The following is a 20,771-nucleotide window of genomic DNA, read 5'->3' as shown; positions in this document are numbered from 1 at the left end:
CTCAGGATTTGGCGAGGCGCAGCGCGACGCAGCCGTCCATCACGAAGCGGCTGATGGCGTAGCGACCAACGGGCAATGCAATGCGGCGCTCAAAACGCCCCTGCGGCAGCTCGAGCCGGTGGATGCGGGCGTTGCGAAGCTCCGGCGGAAGGGTGCGCTGGCCGGAGATGACGAGCACGCCGTCATGGATGACAGTCTCGACATTGTCGGGATTGACGCCGGGAAGCGCGACCAGGATCAGGAGCTCATGCTCGGTTTCGAGCACGTCGATCGGCGGCTCCCAGCAGGCTTCCTGGCGGCCGAACTGCTGGCGCAGCCGCTCGGCGCGGGTCAGCGAGTCCAGGGCTTCGGACAGCATCCAGTCGAGGGGATTTTTGGGTTGCATGATGCAGGCTCGGCGGTGGGGAACGCTGAATATGGGGCCGGTTCCCAAGAATTCCAGCCCGGCGGCGCGGAGGTGCCATGCGGATCGTGCGATCCGAAAAGACAAGCGCCGCGGCCTTCCAGACCGCGGCGCTCCGTTGTCACGCGATGTGCGGCTCAGGCCGCCTGGCGGTATTCCTCTTCCGCCTCGAGGTTGATCACGGAGGTGGCGAGCTCGGTCAGCGCGTGATCGGTCGCCTCTTCCTCGTCCAGCGTCGCCTGCAGCAGCCTTGCGGCGTCTTGCATGCCGAGCTCCTCAGCCCAGGTGCGCAAGGTGCCGTAGCGGGAGATTTCGTAATGCTCGACCGCCTGCGCGGCTGCGAGCAGGCCGGCGTCGAGCGCAGGCGCGTTCTTGAACTCCTTCATGATCTCGGCGCCTTCGTCGGTGATGCCGTTGATCGCTTCGCAAGGCTTGCCGCGGGCCGGCTTGCCTAGCATTTTGAAGATCTGGTCCAGACGTTTGACCTGGCCCTGCGTTTCGCGCAGATGCTTGTTGAAAGCCGCCGCGAGCTCCTTCGAGTTGGCAGCCTTGGCCATCTTGGGCAAGGTCTTGATGATCTTGTTCTCGGCGAAATAGATGTCCTTGAGCGTTTCCAGGAATAGGTCGCTCAACATCTTCGGCGCCTGACGGGCGCGGCCCGTCGACGATTTCTTGGTTGTGCGCTTCTTTGCTTTCTTGGCCATACATCCTCCTCTTGAGGTGACACGCGAAGGCATCGCCTTCCGCAATCCTCAGGCGGTCAAAAGCTTTCGGAGAACGAAAGTTCCAAACGGCAACCTGCGCTCAGGTCGGACGCTTGTAGGGATCTTCCTGCCGCTGCCGCGCCTCGGTGTTGCGGTCAAGCTGCGCGCGCTCGTGGCGCCGCAGGCGCCCCGCCTTCGCCACGCCGTAGACGAGGACCGCACCCAGCACGAAGGCTCCGATGAACCAGAGCCAGAGCAGGTTGCCCGAAAGCTGGCCCAGCAACATTCCAATTCCACTGTCGCTCATTGTGCATCTCCGGTGATTTTCAAAGCGGTTCTGTCGGGCTAAGTCACTCCGCCAGCGATCGTTCCTGCGTCCAGGGAGCCCACGAGACATGATCGACTTCACCTTATCTGCGTTCGTGACGCTGCTGCTCGTGGTCGATCCCGTGGGCCTTGCGCCGGCCTTCCTTGCCGCGACCGGAGGTATGCCCGACAAGACCAAGCGCACCATCGCGCTGCGCGCGCCGCTGATTGCGGCGTCGATCCTGGTGGTGATCGCCCTGATCGGAAACTGGCTGCTGCGCCAGCTCGGGATCGGCATCCCCGCCTTCCAGATCGCCGGCGGACTGCTGCTGTTCGGCGTGTCCTACCAGATGATCTTCGGCGACCGTCCGCATCGCGAGGCCCGCGAGGCCGACAAGGCAACCTCCGAGCATGCCTCCGACGTCGCGGTATTCCCGCTGGCGATCCCGATGATGGCCGGTCCCGGCGCGATCGCGACCACGCTGCTCCTGACGGGCGATGCCGGCTACGGTCCGAGGCTCGCGATTATCATCGCGGTCGTGCTCTCGGTGTGCCTGCTCTGCACGCTCTGTTTTATCTTCGCGAACATGATCGCGCGGAGCCTTGGACGCACCGGCAACGCCGTCCTCTCGCGCGTGCTCGGGATGCTGCTCGCGGCCTATTCGGTGCAGTTCGTGATCAATGGGATCGCAGCGGTCCGGGCGAGCTTGCCGTAGAGCTGCGACAATCTGTTAATGCGTTGATTTTCATGTTTATTTCATGATGCCACGCGGCGGCTGGCGGGCTCGCGCGCGATCCGGCCCGCTTTCTCTTGCGCTGCCATATTGCTTGACGTACTCCCCGTCTGACAGGCGCCCATCGTCAGGAAATCGAGATGTCGATGACAGCGGACGAGCTCGACAAGAGACAGGCCATCATCGGCGCCTGCCGCCGCATGAACGCGCTCGGCATCAACCAGGGCACCTCGGGCAATATCAGCGTCCGGCATGTGGACGGGCTTCTGGTGACCCCGACCAGCGTGCCCTACGACGCCATGACGCCGGACCAGATCGTGTTCATGACGATGGATGGCTCGCACGCGCCCGCTCAGAAGCCGTCCAGCGAGTGGCGCTTCCACCTCGACATCCTGAAAGCCCGGCCAGACGTCAACGCCGTCGTCCACGCCCATCCGACCTATTGCACCATCTTGGCGATCATGGGCCTGGAGATCCCGCCCGTGCACTATATGATCGCGGCCGCCGGCGGCGACAGCATCCGCTGCGCGCCCTATGCCACCTTCGGAACGATGGAGCTGTCCGAGCATGCCGTTCGGGCGCTGGAGGGCCGGCTTGCCTGCCTGCTCGACCATCACGGCATGATCGCGATCGGGAAGTCGCTGGACAAGGCGATGTGGCTCGCCGTCGAGGTCGAGACGCTGGCGCGGCAATATCACGGCTGTCTCCAGATCGGAGAGCCGCCGCTGCTGTCGAGCGCCGAGATCGAGCGGGTCCGCCAGCGCATGTCCGGCTACGGCATGTCGGAAGGGTAGGGCGGACAGAAAGTGTTCCTGCGGATCAGACATCTCGCCGACCGCAAGGGGACGAACCGCGTCATGGTTCGGCTGCGGGCGCTGCTGCGCAGCAACGAATTCTATCTGATCCCGCTGGCGCTGGTGATCGGCACGCTTGCCGGCGCCATCGTGACGCTGATGGCCGAGATTGCGCAGATTGCCCATATGGTGATCTACGGCATTCCCATCGACGTCCGCCTGTCCGCCAATACCAGCGTCAGTCCCTGGGCCGCGCTGATTGCGCCCGCGCTGGGTGGATTGGCGCTCGGTATCATGGAGTGGTGGCGGCGACGGCTCAAGCTCTCCAGTGCGGTCGATCCGATCGAGGCGAACGCGCTGCGTGGCGGCAATCTGTCGATGCGCGACAGCGTGGTGGTGTCGAGCCAGACGTTGATCTCGAACGGTTGCGGCGCCTCAGTCGGCCTCGAGGCCGGCTATACCCAGATCGGCTCGGGCATCGCCTCGCTGCTCGGCAAGTTCTTCAATCTGCGCCGCAACGATCTGCGCCTGATCGTCGGCTGCGGCGCCGCCGCGGCGATCGCGGCGGCCTTCGGTGCGCCGATCACCGGGGCCTTCTACGCCTGCGAGCTGATCGTCGGCGTCTATTCTGTCGGCAGCGCCGCGCCGATCCTCGCAGCCTCGCTCGCCGGTGCGCTGACCGCGCAATGGCTCGGCGGCGCGCCATACTCGCTCGAAATACCCAAGGTCAGCGCCGTCGGCGTCGAGCAATATCTGGCGCTGATTGGTCTCGCGCTCGTCACCAGCGGCGTCGGCATCGCCGTGATGCGCTCGTCCTCCATGTTCGAGCGCCTGTTCAAATGGCTGCCGGTCTGGCTGCGCCCGGTGATCGGCGGCCTCATCGTCGGCGGCTTTGCGATTGTCACGCCGCAGGTGCTGGCGGCCGGCCACGGCGCGATGGTGCTCGATCTCTTTCACGACATGACGATCGGCCTGATCGCGCTGATCATCGCCTTGAAGGTGACGGCTTGCCTGATCTCGCTCGCCTCCGGATTCCGCGGCGGGCTGTTCTTTGCCTCCCTGTTCGTCGGCAGCCTGATCGGAAAGTTCTTTGCCGCGGTGCTGGTCTTGATCAGCCCGAACTTCGTGATCGATCCGCTGGTCGCGATGCTGACGGGCATGGCGACGCTCGGCGTCGCCATCGTCGGCGGTCCCTTGACCATGTCGTTCCTCGTGCTCGAGATGACCCGCAACGTCGACGTCACCGCCGTGGTGCTGGCCGGCTGCATCGTCACCTCGATCTGCGTCCGCTTCATGTTCGGCCACTCCTTCTCGACCTGGCGCCTGCATCTGCGCGGCGAGACCATCCGCAGCGCCAACGACGTCGGCTGGCTGCGCAACCTCACCGTCGAGCGGCTGATGCGCTCCGATGTCGGCAAGGTGCCGTCGACCACGACGATCGCCGCGGTCCGCCGTGAATTCGCGCTGGGCTCGCGGCCCGGGATCGTCATCGTCAACAATGCGGACGAATATGTCGGCCTCGTCCTGCTGCCCGACCTGTTCTCCGGCGACCTCGACAGCATCGCCGACGAGATCCAGGTGATCGAGCTCGCGCGCCTGACCGAGATCGTGCTGATCCCGGAAATGAACGTGAAATCGGCGATGGCGGTGTTCGACGAGGCGGAGGCCGAAATGCTGGCGGTGGTCGATTCCACCGACAGCCGCAAGGTGGTCGGCTTCCTCACTGAGACCTTCGTCCGGCGCCGCTATGTCGAGGAGATCGACAAGGCGACGCGCGGCGTGCTCGGGGCGCTGTCGTAAGGTCATGCGGAAGCGGGACGGCGTGCATCATGCGCCGCCGTCCGCGCCCGCTATCGGCCCGATTGGGAGGGAACGGCAACGACGCTAGCCACGATCCGGCGGACCAGCGGCAGCACCATCAGCAGCGTCGGAAACGCGACGAGCCATTGACAGCGCCCAGGCGCCCGGCCAGGTCGCGAGAAACGCCGGCGTTGCGCCGAGGCTTCGAAGCGTGGAAATGACCGACACCACGGCCGTCATGAGGATGGACAGCACGAATGGCATCACGATCGGCGCATAGCGCGCCGGCAGTTTGCGAACCGCAATCATCTGATTTCTCTTTGGAATAGGACGCGTCAGTCACGGTGAACCCAAAAATGGCATCGATCCCGACGACGTCGGTTGATGCGTTGGTTCACGTAAAACGCTTACGGCGACCGAAAAACGGTGCGTCCGTTCATTATCCGCTCATGTTGGATGGTTCAAGCTGGATGTGGACGTTCGGTTTACAATCGTTCAAAGCGTGGCAGATTGCCGCGATCACGAAACCATTTCAGTGGTTTGTGCATTAGGTCTTGTTTGATTATGTCGCTTTGAGCGAGAACAGGGAAGGTCACGATGAATAAAGGACCGATGATTTCTGCAGCCGGCCGCAACGTTGTGTTGGCGGTTTTCGCAAGTCTCGCTCTGATTACGGCCTCTATCACGCCTTCGGCTGCCGACTCGCCCGCGCCCACCAAGGCCGCTGCCGCGGGCCCGGCCGCTCCGGCTGCCACCGATTTCAGCGCCGCTCGCCGCCACCGCTATTATCGACGAGGTCCGAACGCTGCAGGTCTCGCCTTCATGGGCGTGGCGGCAGGTCTGATCGGCGGCGCGATCGCAGAGAGCAGACGCCAAGAGTACTACGAGGACCGCTATAATTACGGACCCCGTCCTTACTACGGCGGCCAGGGATATTACGGCGGCGGTCCCTATTATGGTCCGCGTGGCTATTATCAGCCGTATTAGGCGCCTGTCCTCGCCGCAGTCTTGATTGCGCCAAAGGGGCGGTGTTTTGCGCCGCCCCTTGTTGCTTCTACGCGAGGCGTGTCATTGCGCGGCCTGTGTCGCGGGCGCGTCAATCCCCTTCGGGAAAAATATTCCACTTTACCGAAATTCGGAAATGGCGTATGTGTCGCCCATCCCGGCTCATCCTTGAGGGGCGATCTTGTGGTCGTCACGTTCGCGAGCCGGGCTTGCGGTGGACGCGGCAGCGTTCGGGTGCGAGGCGTGGGGCAGGGCGGATTGCTTTCCGTGAGCCCAAGGCTTCGTTCCGACGAGCGGCGCTGCTAGGCTTCGTCTCGTCATCAGGTCGGCGGCAACGTGCACAACGTCGTCGAAACCGGTGACGAAATGGCGGGCCGTGCGTACGGCAAAACCGTGTGGTCCTGGCCGTCGTTGCTACGGTCAAGCTCTGGCGGATGCGGCACTTGCGTCAACCGGCGTGGTGTCGGTGAATTTCGCGAGGGTGAGGGAGGCCAAAAGGAACTCGGCTCCCGGGAGAGCACGGCATAAGCCGTCCAACCATCGCGCAGGGAAGGCCGAGTGATTGGCTACACCTGTATGCTGCTGCGCGGTTTTCCTGCGTGTGCTTTTCGCGCAGCGGACCGCGGGTGCCAGCCGGCACCCGGCCTTCCCTGCGCCCTCTTGGACAAGAGGGTGAAGCGACGAAGCAAAGCTCGGGCGAAATCAGCCGCGAGGCTGCGAAGCTGTGTCTGCTTCAAAAATGCGAGCTGGAAGCGTGGCGCTGCCGCCTCATACTTCGTCATTGCGAGCGCAGCGAAGCAATCCAGAAATGCATCCGGGGAGAATGTCTGGATTGCTTCGTCGCAAGAGCTCCTCGCAATGGCGACGTGGAGGCAGTTTCGCTTGATCGCGCTAGGCTTCCCGCATCACCGTCCCGCTGGTGCAGACATCGCGCCGTTGGAATAGCGCGACCAGGCGGGCTCGGTCCGTTGTGATGGCCAGAGCGCGGCGTTGGAGTCGCGCACCGACTGGGTGATGGGATGGGGCTGCGCCTTGCGGACATGACGGCGGTCGTTCGCCGCGGCGATTTGGATCGTGGCGGCGGCAATCAGCGTCGCGCCGAGAATGATGAAAGTCTTTTGCATTGTTTCTTTCTCCCGTGACGACAGCCCGGCTGTGAGATTGTGTGTTTGTGTGCTCGCCGTCGCGGCTGACATGGCGACGCGCCCAGCCGATATCAGCGCTCGCGACATCACATTGGGGCGAGCCAATTTTCTAGCCTCGGCTAAATATTCGGCAATCGCGCCCGTTGCACCGGTGGACTTGCTCCCTCCAATCCGGTTCAATGGGCCAGATCTAGTTTTCAGGCGACAATGATGTCGAAATATCTGCTGGTCCTTCTGCTGATCGCTGCGCCAGCGGTGGCGCAGGTCAAGCTGACCCCAAAAAAATCGGTGGCGCATCCGGACCCCTGCGCGCCGATCGGGCATACCGCGGACGGCAAGCTGGTCTATTCCATGAAATGCGAGAATTTGCCGGTGCCGCCTCCGCCGCCGCAGGCGGAACTGAGGGAGGCGCCGCAGCCCGCCGCCGAGCCGGAGCCCGAGACGCGGCGGAGTGGCGTTTTCGGCTGGTCCTACGACCGCAGGTAACTTGAGGTGACTTGCCGCGCCCCTTGCGCGAAGCCCGATGGAATGCTCTTTGCCTGAAAATTCCCCGTGGGGCCACCGCCCCCGATCCAGAGAGATGAGATGAGCAAACTCGTTATCCGTGCCGGCGACTTCACCTTCGATGCCCGTTTCGAGGAGCAAGCGGCGCCCAAGACTGTCGCCGCGTTCCGCAAGGCGCTGCCGTTCGAAAGCCACATCATCCACGTGCGCTGGAGCGGCGAGGGCGTGTGGATGCCGCTCGGCGACCTCGATTTCGGTGTCGGCTACGAGAACCACACCAGCTATCCCGCGCCCGGCCAGATCATCCTCTATCCCGGCGGCATCAGCGAGACCGAGATCCTGATGGCCTATGGCGGCGTGCACTTCGCGAGCAAGATGGGGCAGCTCGCCGGCAACCATTTCATCACGCTGACCTCCGGCCTGGAGAATTTGGCGACGCTCGGCAAGAGCGTGCTGTGGAAGGGCGCGCTGCCGATCCGCTTCGAGGAAGTCTGAGTGACTGGTACCCGCTACCCGCGCGATCTCCGCGGTTACGGCCGCAACCCGCCGCATCCGCAATGGCCCGGCAACGCGCGGGTCGCGGTGCAGTTCGTCGTCAATTTCGAGGAGGGCAGCGAAAACAACATCCTGCATGGCGACCCGGCCTCGGAAGCATTCCTGTCCGACGTGCTCGGCGCTCAGCCTTGGCCCGGCCAGCGCCACGCCAATATCGAATCGATGTTCGAATATGGCTCGCGCGCCGGCTTCTGGCGGCTGTGGCGGATGTTCGGCGAGCGGAAGTGGCCGACCACCGTGTTCGGTGTCGCCACAGCGCTGAAGCGCAATCCGGAAATCGTTGCTGCCATGAAGGAGGCGGGCTGGGACATCGCCAGCCACAGCCTGAAGTGGATCGAGCACAGGGACATGACCGAGGCGCAGGAGCGGGCGGAGATCGCGGAAGCGATCCGCGTCCACACCGCCGCGACAGGCTCGCGTCCGCTCGGCTGGTATACCGGACGCTCCTCGATCAACACCAACCGTCTGTTGATGGAGGAGGGCGGCTTCCTCTATCTCAGCGATTCCTATGCCGATGATCTGCCCTATTGGATCAAGGGCGCGAGCGGCAAGCAGCTCGTCATTCCCTATACGCTCGACGCCAACGACATGCGCTTCATCAACCCGCAAGGATTTGCCGAAGGCGAGCAGTTCTTCACCTATTTGAAGGATGCCTTCGACGTGCTCTATGCCGAAGGCGAGAGCGCGCCGAAGATGATGTCGGTCGGCCTGCACTGTCGTCTCGCCGGTCGCCCCGGCCGTGCGGCGGGGCTGATCCGCTTCCTCGACTACATCGGCAAGCACGACCGCGTCTGGGTGCCGACACGGTTGCAGATCGCCCAGCATTGGCACGACAAGCTCGCGCACCTTGCGGCCGATGCATTCGAGATCGGGTGAGGACGATGTCGCAGATATCGCTGTCTGATCTCAATGCCGCCGATGAAGCCGATTTCGTTGCCGCGCTCGCCAACGTCGTTGAATATTCGCCGTGGATCGCCGGGCAACTGGCCGCGAAGCGACCGTTCGCCGGCATCAACCAGTTGCACGCCGCGCTGGTGGCGGCGATCCAGAGTGCCGAACCCGACGTGCAATTGGCGCTGATCCGGGCGCATCCGGACCTCGCCAACAAGACCCAGCGCGCGGCGGGGCTCACCGCGGAATCGACCGAGGAGCAGAACAGCGCCGGCCTCGACCGGCTGTCGGATGCCGAATACGCGGCGTTCGAGCGCGTCAGCAATGCCTATCGCGAGAAGTTCGACATCCCCTATATCGTCTGCGTGCGCCGTCACACCAAAGATTCCGTGCTGCGCGATTTCGAGACGCGGTTGCGCAATATCGCCAAGACCGAGACGCGGCGTGCGATCGAGGAGATTGGCCGCATCTCGGCTTTGCGGCTCGATCAACTCGTCGCAGCCGATGACAAGCTCAAGGTCCACGGCCGGCTCTCGACCCATGTGCTGGACAACCACGTCGGCAAACCTGCGCCAGGCATTCCGGTCGAACTGATCGAGCTCGCGAACCTCGGCGAGAGCCGCGTGATAGCGCGCGCGGTGACCAATGCGGACGGCCGCACCGACCAGCCGTTGATCGGCGGCCGTCCGCTTCCGATCGGCCGCTACGAGCTTCGCTTCAGCGTGGCCAAATATTACGCCGAGCGCAACGTGCAGCTCTCTGACCCGCCGTTTCTCGACGAAATCCCGCTTCGTTTCGCGATCAGCGAGCCGGAGAGCCACTACCACGTGCCGTTGCTCGTCACGCCGTGGAGCTATTCGACCTATCGCGGTAGTTAAACATGTTGCGCGGATGAGGCGACCGCTGCTGCATCCGCTTCCGCGGCTGCGCCGCCGCTCAATCCGTTGAAGAAGGCGTTGAGCAGCACGGAGACGATCGCACAGAGCAGAATGCCTGACTCCAGCAGCGGCTGGAGATCGTGCGGTAAATGGCTCAGGGCATCGCGATCGACCGTCTTGCCGGTGATGTCGCCGAGCGCGAGGAACATGCCGAGCGATTCGATCATCACGACGACCATGACGACGCACATGGTGATAACAGGTACCAGATGGAATTGCGGCATGCCGAAGCGGAACGGGATCACGATGGCGCCCCAGGAGGCCGCAGCGACCTTGTCAAAATGCATCACGCCCAGAATGCTCGCGAGCACGGCGTCGGCGATGATGCCAAGCGGCACGGAGACGTTGGCGAGAAAGCCGGTGCCCCATTTGATCAGGCCGAGAATGAAGAGCAGCACGAACAGCGAGATGCCTAGCCCCTGCAACTGTCCGTAGGCCGGATTGGGAAAGCTGCCGGCGACGCCGTCCACCATCCTGGTCAGCGTCGGCAGGCCGCCGCCGGCCCAGTTGATGCCGACCCGCATCAAGGAGATTCCAATCACGAGAATGATGCTGCCGGTGACGACGGGCGGAAATAGCGGCAACAGCCGGCTGACGAACGGCGCTGCGACAACGCCAAACAGGCCGGCGGCGATCACCGAACCGTAGATGCCGAGCAGGCCGATGTCAGGTGAAGCCGCCATCGACAGCATCGGACCGACGGATGCGAAGGTCACGCCGATCATCACGGGCAGGCGGATGCCGACGCCGGGAAAACCAAGGCATTGCACCAGCGTCGCGAGTCCGCAGGCGAACAGGTCGGCACTGATCAGGAAAGCGACATCCTCCGGCGGCAGTTTCAGCGCGCGCCCGATGATCAGGGGCACCGCGACCGCGCCGGCATACATCACCAGCACATGCTGCAACCCGAGCGCCAGCAGGCGCGGGACCGGCAAGACCTCGTCGACGGGATGGACTTCGCTGCTCATGGATCAATCCCCCGAAATATGCCTACCCAAACTTATCGTGCAGCGCCGGAAACAGCCTGTCCGGCTTGAAGGGCGGCGCCCTGAAGCGGATGCCGGTGGCATCGGCAATCGCGTTGCCGAGGGCGGCGGCGACCGGATTGTACGGACTCTCGCTCATCGACTTAGCCCCCAGCGGGCCGATCGTGTCGGAGGTCTCGGCGAAGAAGACTTCGGTGCGGGGCACATCCGCGAAGGAGGGAAGATGGTAGTCGCGGAATTTGGGGTTGACGACGCGGCCCTCCGCATCGATCACCATCTCCTCGTAGAGCGCGGCACCGAGTGCCTGCGCGACACCGCCATCGACCTGACCGCGGCACTGCATGGGATTGGCGACGACGCCGGCGTCCGCCGCATGCACGCTCCTGAGAATCCGGAGCTCGCCGGTGCCCTTGCTCACGGCGACGCGAAAGCCTTGCACGTTAAAGCCGACCGAACGCGGCGTGCCACCGGAATTGCCGGCGCCTGCGAACGGCTGTCCGCGTTCGCGCGCGAGCTTGGCCAGCTCCACAAAGGACATCCGCCGCACGCCACTGACGACGGCCTCGTTCTCGAGCGCGCAGCTCCCGACGTCGCAGAGCCATGCGCCGGCGGCGGCCGCCTTCAGCTCAGTCGCGAGCTTCATGGCTGCCGCATGCGTCGCCTTGCCGGCAACGAACATGCCGGCGCTGCCATAGGCGCCGGTGTCGTGGCCGCCATGGGCGGTGTCGGACTGGCGCAGGCGGATGCGGTCGACGGTGGTCGCAAGCGTCGTGGCCGCGATCTGCCGGTGCACGGTGCTGGTGCCGTTGCCGAATTCGGCGGTGCCGACGATGAGGTCGAAGCTGGCGTCGTCGTTGAGCGTGACCATCGCATCCGCGAGATGGCCCGCCGGGGGCACCGTATCGATCATGGTCAGCGCGATGCCGTCGCCGATCAGCCACTCCGGCGACAGGTCCGGCTGCGGGCCATCAGCCTGCATCGCGCGCTCGACGAGGTCGAGGCACTGGTCGAGCCCGTAGGAGCCGTAGAGCACGTCGTGGAATTCCGATGACGGTGGCGACACCATGGGATCGCCGGGCTTAACGACGTTGCGCCGGCGCATCTCGTAAGGGCTGATGCCGAGCTGCTTGGCCAGTTCGTCGATCGCGGCTTCGACCGCGATCAGCGTTTGCGGCAAGCCATATCCGCGAAACGCGCCTGCCGGCACCGTATTGGTGTAGACGGCGCAGCCGTCGACCCGCTTGTTCGGGCAATTGTAGACGCTGATGGATTCGGCCAGCGAGTGGAACATCACGGGGCCGGCATGATTGCCGTAGGCGCCGGTGTTGGAGAGCACGTCGAGCTGGAGCGCGGTGAGCTTGCCGTTCGCGTCTGCACCGGCCTTGACGTGGACCCGCATCGGATGCCGCGTCGACGTCGCTATGAACTGCTCCTCGCGGGTGAGCTCCAGCTTCACCGGCCGTCCGGTCTTGAGCGCGGCGAGCGCGAGAATGTCCTCGACGAACATCTCCTGCTTGCCGCCAAAGCCGCCGCCGACGCGCTCGCAGAAGACGCGGACCTTCTCCAGCGGGAACTCGAAGATGTCGGACAGCGCGCGCCTGGTCAGAAACGGCACCTGCGTCGAGGTGCGGATATTGAGCACGCCGGAAGCATCGAGCCAGGCGAGGCCGCCGTGGGTTTCCAAAGCGGCATGCTGCACACGGTGACTGTGGAAGGTGCCCTCGAAGGTGACGGCGGATGTCGCGAGCGCAGCCGCCACGTCGCCGAATTCGCCATGCGTCTCCGCGGCGAGGTTGCGCTGGGCGTCGGCAACGCGGTTCGCGGTGGTGCGATCGGGATGAATGATGGGGGCGCCGGACGCCATCGCCTGCTCCGGATCGACCAGCGCGGGCAAAATCTCGTAACTGACCTTCAGCCGGCGGCAAGCGTCCTCGGCGGCGGCTTCGCTGTCTGCGACCACGGCGGCGACCTTCTGGCCGATGAAGCGGACGATGTCGTCGAGAACACGAGTGTCCTCGGGATCCATCCAGTCCTTCTCATGCCGCGCGGTCGAACTCAGAATCGTTGGCGCATCCTCATGCGTCAGCACCGCGTGCACGCCGGGAACGCTCAGGGCTTCCGACTTGTCGATCACGACGATTCTCGCGTGGGCGTGCGGTGACCGGAGCAGCTTGATATGCAGCAAGCCGTCAATCTGCGTGTCGAACGTGTAGCGCGCCTTGCCGCGCACGACATCGGGGCCAGCTGGCGCCGGCAGGCTGCGGCCGAATGCGGCGCCGGCCTCGACGTTCTCCTCGATATTGGTCTTGCCGATCAACGCATCCTCGATCGAACGATACCCGGTGCAGCGGCAGATATTGCCCTTCAGCGCGACGCCGAGATCGGTGCGCTGCGCCTGGTTCAGCGAGGCACAGGTCAGGATCATGCCAGCGGTGCAAAAGCCGCATTGAAAGCCCTGCGCATCGAGGAAAGCCTGCTGCATCGGGTGCGCGCCGCTGTCTCCGCCGAGACCTTCGATCGTGGTGACGGCGCGCCCCTCGGCACGGAAGGCCGGGATCAGGCAGCTATGCACCGGCTCGCCGTCCAGCAGCACGGTGCAGGCGCCGCAATCGCCGGCGTCGCAGCCCTTCTTCACGCCGAAATGGCCGAGCTCGCGCAGGAACGTGCGCAGGCACTGGCCGGCGCGTGGCTCCTGCGGAAACGTCGTGCCGTTGACCTCGAAGCTCATGACGATGGTGCTCCGAGGAGTTCGTCGCGGATCTCTTCGGCAAGCCGCAGTGTCATGTGCTTGCGCCAGAGCGGCTTGCCGTGGATGTCGGTGTGGTACAGATCGTCCGTGATCTGCTGCGCGATGGCGTCGCGGAGCGCTGTCACGTCGGGGGCCTCGCGAAAGGACAACCGGATCGGCCGCACCGTCGAGGCGGTGACCGTGAGCGTCAGCGTGCCATCGGCATCCAGACTGCCGATCACCAGCGCCGCCGAGCGGCCGACCGGCGCCAGCGAGATCTGGCGAAAGACCGTACGACGCTTCAAGGCGGCAATCGGGATATCGATCTGCCGGAGCAGGTCCCCCGGCGCCAGCAGGTTGCGCTGGTTGCCGGTGACGAAGTCGACGACAGGCATCATCTGTTCGCCGCCGCCGGCCTTCCAGATGGTGCAAACACCGTCGAGCGCCGCGGTGAGTGAGATCATCGGTCCCGCCGGCAGCGACATGCAGAGATTGCCGCCGACGGTCGCCGTCTTCCAGATCTTGAACGAAGCAAGGAAGGCGCGGCAGCACTGGTTGATCAGCGGCGCCGCGAACCAGTCGGGTGGGCAGAGGAATCCATCGAGCTGCGCAACGGTGCAGGTGGCTGCGATGCTGAGATGGCTCTCGGTGACCGTCAGCGCCGACCATTTCAGGTCGGTGAGATCGATGAGTCGGGTGAGGTGAACTTGCGGCTCCGAGAACAGCCAGGTGCCGCCCGCGAGCCAAGCATCACCTGGCGTCCAAACGGGCAGCTGCGCGCGCGTTTGCGGATGGGCGACCGCTGTGATGGTATTCAAGTCCATGGCGACGCCAACGCTTCCAACGAGTGAATCGAGCCAGGAGAAAGTCTTGCAAGACGAGCGCCAAGTCGCAACAACAAGTCGCAACAAAAGTGCAATCGGGCCGGCTTCTGCCTTGCAGGCCTGTCGTCAGCGGATGTTACGAGGAGCAGATTCATGAGCGACGCAAAGCCGATCTGGATCAGGGATCCCCTGGCTATCCTCGCCGATGGCGCCGAGCGCGGGATCGTGGTGAAAGGCGGCAGGATCGTCGAGCTGGTGCCGGCCGGCGGTGCGCCCGCAACCGCTGACGTCGCGGTGTTCGATGCTGGCGACCACGTCGTGCTGCCGGGCCTCATCAACACCCATCATCATTTCTATCAGACGCTGACGCGGGCGTTGCCGGCGGCGATGGACCGCGAGCTGTTTCCCTGGCTCCAGGCGCTCTATCCGGTGTGGGCGAAGCTGACGCCTGAAGCTCTCGAGCTCGGCGTCACCGTGGCGATGTCCGAACTGCTGCTGTCGGGCTGCACCACCACAACGGATCATCACTATGTATTTCCGGCAGGGCTCAAAGACGCCGTCGATATCGAGGTGGCGGTGGCCAGGCGGCTCGGCGTGCGCGTGCTGCTCACGCGCGGCTCGATGAACCTGTCGCAGCGCGACGGCGGTCTGCCGCCTGATAGCGTCGTGCAGGACGAGGACACCATCCTCGCGGACAGCGCGCGTGTGGTCGCCAAGTACCACCAGCGCGGCGCGGATGCCATGGTGCAGATCGCGCTGGCGCCATGCTCGCCGTTCTCGGTGACGACGTCCCTGATGCGCGCCACCGCCGATCTGGCCAAGAAGCTCGACGTGCGGCTGCATACCCATCTCGCCGAGACCGAGGACGAGAACAAATTCTGCCAGGAGATGTATGGCTGCCGTCCGCTCGATTATCTCGAGCAATGCGGCTGGCTCAATGCGCGGACGTGGCTCGCCCATGGCATCTTCTTCAACGAGGACGAGATGAAGCGGCTCGGCAAGGCGAAGACGACGATCAGTCATTGCGCCTGCAGTAACCAACTCCTGGCCTCCGGCTGCTGCCCTGTCTGCGAGATGGAGGAGGCCGGCGTCGGCGTCGGCATCGGCGTCGATGGCTCGGCCTCGAACGACGGATCGAACCTGATGCAGGAGGTGCGGGCCGCGTTCCTGCTGCAACGTGCGCGCTACGGGGTGACGAAGGTCAGTCACAAGGATGCGCTGCGCTGGGCCACCAAGGGCTCAGCGGCCTGCGTCGGTCGGCCGGAACTCGGGGAGATCGCGCTCGGTAAGGCGGCCGATCTCGCGTTGTTCAGGCTCGACGAGCTACGCTTCTCCGGCCATGGCGATCCCCTGGCGGCACTGGTGCTGTGCGGGGCGCATCGGGCCGATAGGGTGATGGCGGCAGGAAAATGGGTCGTGATCGACGGCGCGGTCCCCGGCCTAGATGTGGCAGACCTCATCCACCGTCACAGTTCGGCGGCGCGGGCCATGCAGGCGGGATAGTATCCAGCCGAAGATAGAAAGAGGGGGCGACCACAAGTGCCGGGTGCTTCTGGCCACCCCCTCCGAACCTCCTCCGGGAGGAGCAGGTGATTTAGGCGATGCAAGAAGCGTGCTACTTGCCCGGCAGCTTGTCGTCGATGCCTTTGACATAGAAATTCATGCCGAGGATCTGGCCGTCGTCGAGATTGGCGCCGCCCTTGCACTCGACCGGCTTGCCGTCCTGCCCAAGGACCGGGCACTTGAACGGATGCAACTTGCCCGCGGTGATCGCGGCCTGGGCATCCTCGGCAATCTTCTTCACGTCGTCAGGCATGTTGGTGTAGGGCGCCATCGCGAACATGTGGCTGTCGAGGCCGCCCCAGCTGTCCTCGGATTTCCAGGTTCCGTCGAGCTCGGCCTTGACCCGGGCGATGTAGTAGGGACCCCAGGTATCGAGGATCGAGGTCAGCTGGGTCTTCGGTCCGAACTTGATCATCTCGGAATCCTGGCCGAAGGCGAGCTTGCCGCGTTCGCTGGCGATCTGCATTGCCGCCGGCGAATCCGTATGCTGCATGATCACGTCGGCACCCTGGTCGATCAGCGCCTTGGCGGCGTCGGCTTCCTTGCCCGGGTCGAACCAGGTGTTGGCCCAGATGATCTTGACCTTGATGTTCGGGTTGATGGTCTGCGCGGCGAGGATCGTCGCGTTGATGCCGGAGACGACCTCGGGAATCGGGAACGAGCCGATATAGCCGAGCACGCCGGACTTCGACATCTTGGCCGCGATCAGGCCCTGGATGTAGCGGCCCTGATACCATTTAGCCGAATAGGTCGACATGTTCGGGTTGCGCTTGTAGCCGGTCGCGTGCTCGAAATGCACGTTCGGATATTTCTTCGCGACCTTCAGCGTCGGATCCATGTAGCCGAACGAGGTGGTGAAGATCAGCTTGTTGCCGGCGCGGACGAGCTGCTCGATGGAGCGCTCGGCGTCGGGGCCTTCAGGCACGTTTTCGAGAAAGGTGGTCTCGATCTTGTCGCCGAGCTCTTTCACCAGCGCCTGGCGTGCCAGCTCATGTTGATAGGTCCAGCCGAGGTCACCGACCGGGCCGAGGTAGATAAATCCGACTTTCAGCTTGTCGGCGGCGGAGGCTGCACTGACGCTCCCGGCAAGCAAGAGCCCTGCGGCCAGCGCAAGAAGTGATTTCCTCATCATCAATCTCCAAATGTCAGGGGAAAGCCACGATCCGCAACGTGCGCGCCCCATCGCGCACGGTGTGGAAATGAAACTCAGCGGTCAGGCACGAACACGGTGCCAAGCGCAGCCGGTGCGGTCGATCCACCCGTGCGCGCGCGGGAGAGCAGGACCAGGACGACGACAGTCGCAAGGTAAGGCAGCGCCGACATCAACTGCGAGGGAATGCCGACGCCCCAGCCCTGCGCGTGCAGCTGCAGGATCGTCACCGCGCCGAACAGATAGGCGCCGACCACGAGGCGGCCCGGCCGCCAGGACGAGAACACCACCAGCGCCAGCGCGATCCAGCCGCGTCCCGCGGTCATGCCCGGAATGAAGAACGGCGTATAGGCGAGCGGCAGATAGGCACCGGCAAGTCCGGCGCAGGCGCCGCCGAACATCACCGCTAGGGTGCGGATGCGCAGCACGGGATAGCCGAGCGCATGCGCGGAGACATGGTTGTCGCCGCAGGCGCGCAGGATCAATCCTGGCCGCGTGCGGTACAGGAACCACCAGACGCTGACGACCAGCGCCAGCGAGAAATAGACAAAGGCGTCCTCGCCGAACAACACGCGGCCGACCAGCGGAATATCCGTGAGACCGGGAATGTTGAGATGCAGCGCCGGGGTGATGCGCTCGCCGACGAAACCGGCGCCGATCAGGCCGGAGAGTCCGACGCCCAGGATGGTCAGCGCAAGACCCGTTGCAACCTGGTTGACCGCAAGTCCGAGCGCCATCAGTGCGAAGACCAGTGACATCAGCGTGCCGGCGACGATGCCAAACAGTGCGCCAATGAGGATCGAGCCGGTCAGCCACGCACCTGCAAAGCCACATGCGGCGCCGACGATCATCATGCCCTCGACGCCGAGATTGAGCACGCCGGAGCGCTCAGTTACGAGCTCGCCGGTCGCCGCGATCAGGAGCGGCGTCGAAGCGGCGAGCACTGCGAGAATGATGGCTTCAATGAGTTCCACGAGCCACCTGTCGGTTCGGGAAGACCAGCTTGAAGCGGTAGAGAATGAGGGAATCGCAGGCGAGCACGTAGAACAGCAGGATGCCTTGAAAAACCTTGGTGACGTCCAACGGGATCTTCATCGCGATCTGCGCCTGCTCGCCGCCGATAAAGGTCAACGCGAGAAAAAGGCCTGCAATTAATATTCCAAGGGGGTTCAACCGGCCGAGAAAGGCCACGATGATCGCCGTAAAACCGTAACCCGGCGAGATGCCGGGCTGGAGATGTCCGACCGGACCCGCGACCTCGATGATGCCGGCGAGGCCGGCCAGCGCGCCCGAGACGGCGAAGGTCAGGATGATCAACTGGTTGGAATTGAAGCCGCCGAACCGCGCGGCGCGAGGCGCCGCACCGACCACGCGAATCTCGAATCCCTTTATGGTGCGCCCGAGCAGGATCGCCACCGCCGCGACGACGAGAAGGGCGATGATGGAGCCGAGATGCAGCCGGCCGCCTTCGATCAGGAGCGGCACCGTTGCGACCGGATCGAACTCGGCGGTGGTCGGGAAGTTGAAACCGTGTGGATCGCGCCAGGGGCCGCGCACGAGATAGTCGAGGAAGAGATCGGCGACATAGACCAGCATCAGGCTGGTCAGGATTTCGCTGGCGCCGAACTTCACCTTGCAGATTGCCGGGATCAGTGCGTAGAGCGCGCCCGCCGCGGCGGCGAGCACGAGCATGACTGGCAGCACCCAGCCGCCGGCGTCGGTGCCCTGCGTCTTCACCGCAATCCAGCTTCCGGCGACTGCACCAATCAGGAACTGCCCTTCGGCGCCGATGTTCCAGGCATTGGCGAGATAGCAGAGCGATAGTCCGATTGCGATCATCACCAGCGGAGTTGCTTTCACCGCGATTTCCTGGAGCGAATAGCTGTCGGTCAAAGGCGCGATGAAATAGGCGTGCAGGGCGAGCAGCGGATTCTTGCCGAGGATCGCGAACAGGATGACCATGGTCACGATCGTGAGGCCGATCGCGATCAGCGGAGAGATCAGCGCGATCGTGTTGGAGCGCTCGGCGCGCTTCTCAAGCACCAACTGCATGCGCGGCCTCCTTCGGCTCCAGCGTGCTGCCGCCCATCAACAGGCCGAGTTTTTCGCGCGTCGCCTCGCTGGTGGCGAGCGGTGCAGACAGATGGCCATGGAACATCACGGCGATGCGGTCGGCGATTTCCGCGAGCTCGTCGAGGTCCTGGCTGGTGACGAGCACGGCGGCGCCTGCGGTTGCGAGATCAAGCAGCGCCTGGCGGATGACGGCGGCAGCGCCGGCGTCGACGCCCCAGGTCGGCTGGCTCACCACCAGCACCGCGGGATTGCGCAGGATCTCGCGTCCCACAATGAACTTCTGCAAATTGCCGCCGGAGAGGGATGCTGCTTCCGGATCGCGCTTGGCCTTGCGGACGTCGAACGTCTCGGTTGCGCGGTCGACCGTCTTCAGAGTGGCCGCAGTATCGATGAAGCCGTGATGGACCATGCCGCTGGCGGCATGCCCGGTGAGAAGCGCATTCTCCGAAAGCTTCATGCGGGGCGCGGTGCCGTGGCCGAGCCGCTCCTCGGGAACGAAGGCCGCGCCGAGCTTGCGGCGCTGCGTGATCGAGAGATGGCCGGCAGCAAGGCCTTCGATCACGATCGTGCCGGGATCTTTCGACAGGCGTTCGCCGGAGAGCGCGGCGAACAATTCGTCTTGGCCGTTGCCGGCAACCCCGGCGATGCCGAGGATCTCGCCGCCTTTCAGCTCGAACGAGATGTGCTCGAGCCGCACGCCATGCGCCTCGCCGGGGGCGAGCGAGAGATCGTTGACGACGAGGCGCGGCACCGTGGTCTGCCGGCCGGCGGCCGCCTTCACTTCCTTGATCTCGCCGCCGACCATCATGCGCGCGAGCGAAGCGGCGGTCTCAAGCCTGGGATTGCAGGTCTCCACCTTCTTGCCGCCGCGCAGGATCGTTGCCGTGTCGCACAGGCGCTTCACCTCTTCGAGCTTGTGGCTGATATAGAGGATCGCCCGGCCTTCGGCCTTGAGCCGCTCCAGCACGATGAAGAGCTGGTCGGCTTCCTGTGGCGTCAGCACCGCGGTGGGCTCGTCAAGGATCAGGAATTGTGGATCCTGCATGAGCGCGCGAACGATCTCGATGCGCTGGCGTTCGCCGACCGACAATTGCCAGACCTCGCGTTTGGGATCGAGCGGCAATCCATAAGTCTTCGACACCTGCTCAAGCCGCGCCGACATGTCCTTGAAGGATTCTTTCCCGTCGAGGCCGAGCGCGACGTTCTCGGCGACGGTGAGATTGTCAAACAACGAGAAGTGCTGGAACACCATGCCGATGCCGCGGCTGCGCGCTTCCGAGGGGCCGGACAGCACGATCGGCTGGCCCTGCCAGAAAATCTGGCCAGCGCTGGGCTGGATCAGCCCGTAGATCGCCTTGACCAGCGTCGACTTGCCGGCGCCGTTCTCGCCCAGCAGCGCGTGGATTTCCGTCGGCCAGATATCGATGTCGATGGCATCGTTGGCGAGGAAATCGCCATAGCGCTTGGTGAGCCCGACCGTCCTGAGGAGCGGGGACTCGCCGGAATGCAGACTCTTAGCCGTGGGATCCAACATTCGCTGATGCGCTTGCATGGGGTGAAGTGCCTCAATACTGGGCTAGTTTGAACCGCCGCGTAAGGTGTGAAAAAGCGTCATCCCTTGCTCAACGCTTCGGCAGGCAAGTGGTGTCGGCGAGTCGCGGCTGTCGC

General features: G+C 64.3%; 20 protein-coding genes and 1 pseudogene. 9 read left to right on the top strand and 12 right to left on the bottom strand.

Annotation, left to right across the window (positions count from 1 at the left end):
- Position 1 precedes the first annotated feature (1 nt).
- The 3 genes from IVA75_RS16160 to IVA75_RS16150 all read right to left on the bottom strand — a co-directional run bounded on the left by IVA75_RS16160 (position 2) and on the right by IVA75_RS16150 (position 1,414).
- The gene (locus IVA75_RS16160) at positions 2-385 is read right to left on the bottom strand and encodes an Hsp20/alpha crystallin family protein (RefSeq protein ID WP_007601432.1); all 384 of its coding nucleotides are present in this window, start codon (positions 383-385) and stop codon (positions 2-4) included.
- A gap of 155 nt (positions 386-540) precedes the next feature.
- Entirely contained in the window at positions 541-1,107 is a 567-nt protein-coding gene (locus IVA75_RS16155; protein ID WP_027566571.1) for a ferritin-like domain-containing protein, read from the bottom strand.
- A gap of 100 nt (positions 1,108-1,207) precedes the next feature.
- Entirely contained in the window at positions 1,208-1,414 is a 207-nt protein-coding gene (locus IVA75_RS16150; RefSeq protein WP_027566572.1) for a hypothetical protein, read from the bottom strand.
- Between the two features lie 88 nt (positions 1,415-1,502).
- Here IVA75_RS16150 and IVA75_RS16145 point away from each other — a divergent pair, with 88 nt between their 5' ends.
- The 3 genes from IVA75_RS16145 (at position 1,503) to IVA75_RS16135 (ending at position 4,741) form a co-directional block, all read left to right on the top strand.
- Positions 1,503-2,129, top strand: coding sequence for a MarC family protein (locus tag IVA75_RS16145; protein ID WP_247290560.1), 627 nt, complete (start codon positions 1,503-1,505; stop codon positions 2,127-2,129).
- 158 nt (positions 2,130-2,287) lie between these two features.
- Positions 2,288-2,941, top strand: coding sequence for an L-fuculose-phosphate aldolase (locus IVA75_RS16140; protein WP_247290558.1), 654 nt, complete (start codon positions 2,288-2,290; stop codon positions 2,939-2,941).
- A gap of 12 nt (positions 2,942-2,953) precedes the next feature.
- Complete coding sequence (locus IVA75_RS16135; protein WP_247290556.1) at positions 2,954-4,741, top strand: chloride channel protein; 1,788 nt, start codon at positions 2,954-2,956, stop codon at positions 4,739-4,741.
- Between the two features lie 50 nt (positions 4,742-4,791).
- Here IVA75_RS16135 and IVA75_RS16130 read toward each other — a convergent pair.
- Positions 4,792-5,050 (bottom strand): annotated as a pseudogene (locus IVA75_RS16130) (DUF2798 domain-containing protein).
- A 288-nt stretch (positions 5,051-5,338) separates the two neighbouring features.
- On the opposite strand from IVA75_RS16130, the gene IVA75_RS16125 reads away from it, so the two are divergent.
- Positions 5,339-5,728, top strand: a complete 390-nt coding sequence (locus tag IVA75_RS16125; RefSeq protein WP_027566577.1) for a hypothetical protein — start codon at positions 5,339-5,341, stop codon at positions 5,726-5,728.
- Positions 5,729-6,651: 923 nt separating this feature from the next.
- On the opposite strand, the gene IVA75_RS16120 is transcribed toward IVA75_RS16125, so the two are convergent.
- A complete protein-coding gene (locus IVA75_RS16120) occupies positions 6,652-6,870 on the bottom strand; it encodes a hypothetical protein (RefSeq protein WP_247290554.1) in 219 nt (72 codons plus the stop codon).
- 228 nt (positions 6,871-7,098) lie between these two features.
- Between IVA75_RS16120 and IVA75_RS16115 the strand changes: the two genes are divergently transcribed.
- The 4 genes from IVA75_RS16115 to uraD all read left to right on the top strand — a co-directional run bounded on the left by IVA75_RS16115 (position 7,099) and on the right by uraD (position 9,719).
- On the top strand, positions 7,099-7,377 hold the full coding sequence (locus IVA75_RS16115) for a hypothetical protein (protein ID WP_035961174.1): 279 nt from the start codon (positions 7,099-7,101) through the stop codon (positions 7,375-7,377).
- Positions 7,378-7,476: 99 nt separating this feature from the next.
- Positions 7,477-7,890: a DUF3830 family protein gene (locus tag IVA75_RS16110; protein ID WP_027566580.1), complete on the top strand. Its 414-nt coding sequence runs from the start codon at positions 7,477-7,479 to the stop codon at positions 7,888-7,890.
- Positions 7,891-8,826, top strand: a complete 936-nt coding sequence (gene puuE, locus IVA75_RS16105) for an allantoinase PuuE (RefSeq protein WP_247290552.1) — start codon at positions 7,891-7,893, stop codon at positions 8,824-8,826.
- A 5-nt stretch (positions 8,827-8,831) separates the two neighbouring features.
- The gene (gene uraD / locus IVA75_RS16100; protein ID WP_247290550.1) at positions 8,832-9,719 is read left to right on the top strand and encodes a 2-oxo-4-hydroxy-4-carboxy-5-ureidoimidazoline decarboxylase; all 888 of its coding nucleotides are present in this window, start codon (positions 8,832-8,834) and stop codon (positions 9,717-9,719) included.
- Here the strand turns inward: uraD and IVA75_RS16095 are convergent.
- From IVA75_RS16095 to IVA75_RS16085, 3 genes are read right to left on the bottom strand one after another with little or no spacing between them, the layout of a single operon-like run.
- Complete coding sequence (locus IVA75_RS16095) at positions 9,716-10,747, bottom strand: solute carrier family 23 protein (RefSeq protein WP_247290548.1); 1,032 nt, start codon at positions 10,745-10,747, stop codon at positions 9,716-9,718. The genes uraD and IVA75_RS16095 overlap by 4 nt on opposite strands.
- A 22-nt stretch (positions 10,748-10,769) precedes the next feature.
- Positions 10,770-13,493: a molybdopterin-dependent oxidoreductase gene (locus IVA75_RS16090; RefSeq protein WP_247290546.1), complete on the bottom strand. Its 2,724-nt coding sequence runs from the start codon at positions 13,491-13,493 to the stop codon at positions 10,770-10,772.
- On the bottom strand, positions 13,490-14,317 hold the full coding sequence (locus IVA75_RS16085; RefSeq protein WP_247290544.1) for an FAD binding domain-containing protein: 828 nt from the start codon (positions 14,315-14,317) through the stop codon (positions 13,490-13,492). Before IVA75_RS16085 ends, IVA75_RS16090 begins: the two co-directional genes overlap by 4 nt.
- Positions 14,318-14,470: 153 nt before the next feature.
- On the opposite strand from IVA75_RS16085, the gene IVA75_RS16080 reads away from it, so the two are divergent.
- Complete coding sequence (locus IVA75_RS16080; protein WP_247290542.1) at positions 14,471-15,820, top strand: 8-oxoguanine deaminase; 1,350 nt, start codon at positions 14,471-14,473, stop codon at positions 15,818-15,820.
- Positions 15,821-15,932: 112 nt separating this feature from the next.
- Here IVA75_RS16080 and IVA75_RS16075 read toward each other — a convergent pair whose 3' ends face one another.
- From IVA75_RS16075 to IVA75_RS16060, 4 genes are all read right to left on the bottom strand, one after another.
- Positions 15,933-17,009, bottom strand: a complete 1,077-nt coding sequence (locus IVA75_RS16075) for a BMP family ABC transporter substrate-binding protein (RefSeq protein ID WP_027566587.1) — start codon at positions 17,007-17,009, stop codon at positions 15,933-15,935.
- A 77-nt stretch (positions 17,010-17,086) separates the two neighbouring features.
- A complete protein-coding gene (locus tag IVA75_RS16070) occupies positions 17,087-18,004 on the bottom strand; it encodes an ABC transporter permease (protein WP_247290540.1) in 918 nt (305 codons plus the stop codon).
- Complete coding sequence (locus IVA75_RS16065; protein WP_247290538.1) at positions 17,991-19,082, bottom strand: ABC transporter permease; 1,092 nt, start codon at positions 19,080-19,082, stop codon at positions 17,991-17,993. Before IVA75_RS16065 ends, IVA75_RS16070 begins: the two co-directional genes overlap by 14 nt.
- Entirely contained in the window at positions 19,066-20,637 is a 1,572-nt protein-coding gene (locus IVA75_RS16060; RefSeq protein ID WP_027566590.1) for an ABC transporter ATP-binding protein, read from the bottom strand. Before IVA75_RS16060 ends, IVA75_RS16065 begins: the two co-directional genes overlap by 17 nt.
- Between the last annotated feature and the right edge of the window lie 134 nt (positions 20,638-20,771).

The organism is Bradyrhizobium sp. 134, assembly GCF_023074155.1.
Lineage (GTDB): Bacteria > Pseudomonadota > Alphaproteobacteria > Rhizobiales > Xanthobacteraceae > Bradyrhizobium.
Note: the sequence above shows the minus strand (reverse complement) of the source record. Positions and strands in the feature narration are given on the sequence as shown.

Coding starts and splice junctions, on each gene's coding strand:
- IVA75_RS16075 (WP_027566587.1), bottom strand. CDS start 17,009: ATGAGGAAATCACTTCTTGCGCTGGCCGCAGGGCTCTTGCTTGCCGGG.
- IVA75_RS16060 (WP_027566590.1), bottom strand. CDS start 20,637: ATGTTGGATCCCACGGCTAAGAGTCTGCATTCCGGCGAGTCCCCGCTC.
- IVA75_RS16110 (WP_027566580.1), top strand. CDS start 7,477: ATGAGCAAACTCGTTATCCGTGCCGGCGACTTCACCTTCGATGCCCGT.
- IVA75_RS16085 (WP_247290544.1), bottom strand. CDS start 14,317: ATGGACTTGAATACCATCACAGCGGTCGCCCATCCGCAAACGCGCGCG.
- IVA75_RS16140 (WP_247290558.1), top strand. CDS start 2,288: ATGTCGATGACAGCGGACGAGCTCGACAAGAGACAGGCCATCATCGGC.
- IVA75_RS16150 (WP_027566572.1), bottom strand. CDS start 1,414: ATGAGCGACAGTGGAATTGGAATGTTGCTGGGCCAGCTTTCGGGCAAC.
- IVA75_RS16065 (WP_247290538.1), bottom strand. CDS start 19,082: ATGCAGTTGGTGCTTGAGAAGCGCGCCGAGCGCTCCAACACGATCGCG.
- IVA75_RS16125 (WP_027566577.1), top strand. CDS start 5,339: ATGAATAAAGGACCGATGATTTCTGCAGCCGGCCGCAACGTTGTGTTG.
- IVA75_RS16095 (WP_247290548.1), bottom strand. CDS start 10,747: ATGAGCAGCGAAGTCCATCCCGTCGACGAGGTCTTGCCGGTCCCGCGC.
- IVA75_RS16160 (WP_007601432.1), bottom strand. CDS start 385: ATGCAACCCAAAAATCCCCTCGACTGGATGCTGTCCGAAGCCCTGGAC.
- IVA75_RS16080 (WP_247290542.1), top strand. CDS start 14,471: ATGAGCGACGCAAAGCCGATCTGGATCAGGGATCCCCTGGCTATCCTC.
- IVA75_RS16120 (WP_247290554.1), bottom strand. CDS start 6,870: ATGCAAAAGACTTTCATCATTCTCGGCGCGACGCTGATTGCCGCCGCC.
- IVA75_RS16145 (WP_247290560.1), top strand. CDS start 1,503: ATGATCGACTTCACCTTATCTGCGTTCGTGACGCTGCTGCTCGTGGTC.
- IVA75_RS16090 (WP_247290546.1), bottom strand. CDS start 13,493: ATGAGCTTCGAGGTCAACGGCACGACGTTTCCGCAGGAGCCACGCGCC.
- uraD (WP_247290550.1), top strand. CDS start 8,832: ATGTCGCAGATATCGCTGTCTGATCTCAATGCCGCCGATGAAGCCGAT.
- IVA75_RS16155 (WP_027566571.1), bottom strand. CDS start 1,107: ATGGCCAAGAAAGCAAAGAAGCGCACAACCAAGAAATCGTCGACGGGC.
- IVA75_RS16115 (WP_035961174.1), top strand. CDS start 7,099: ATGATGTCGAAATATCTGCTGGTCCTTCTGCTGATCGCTGCGCCAGCG.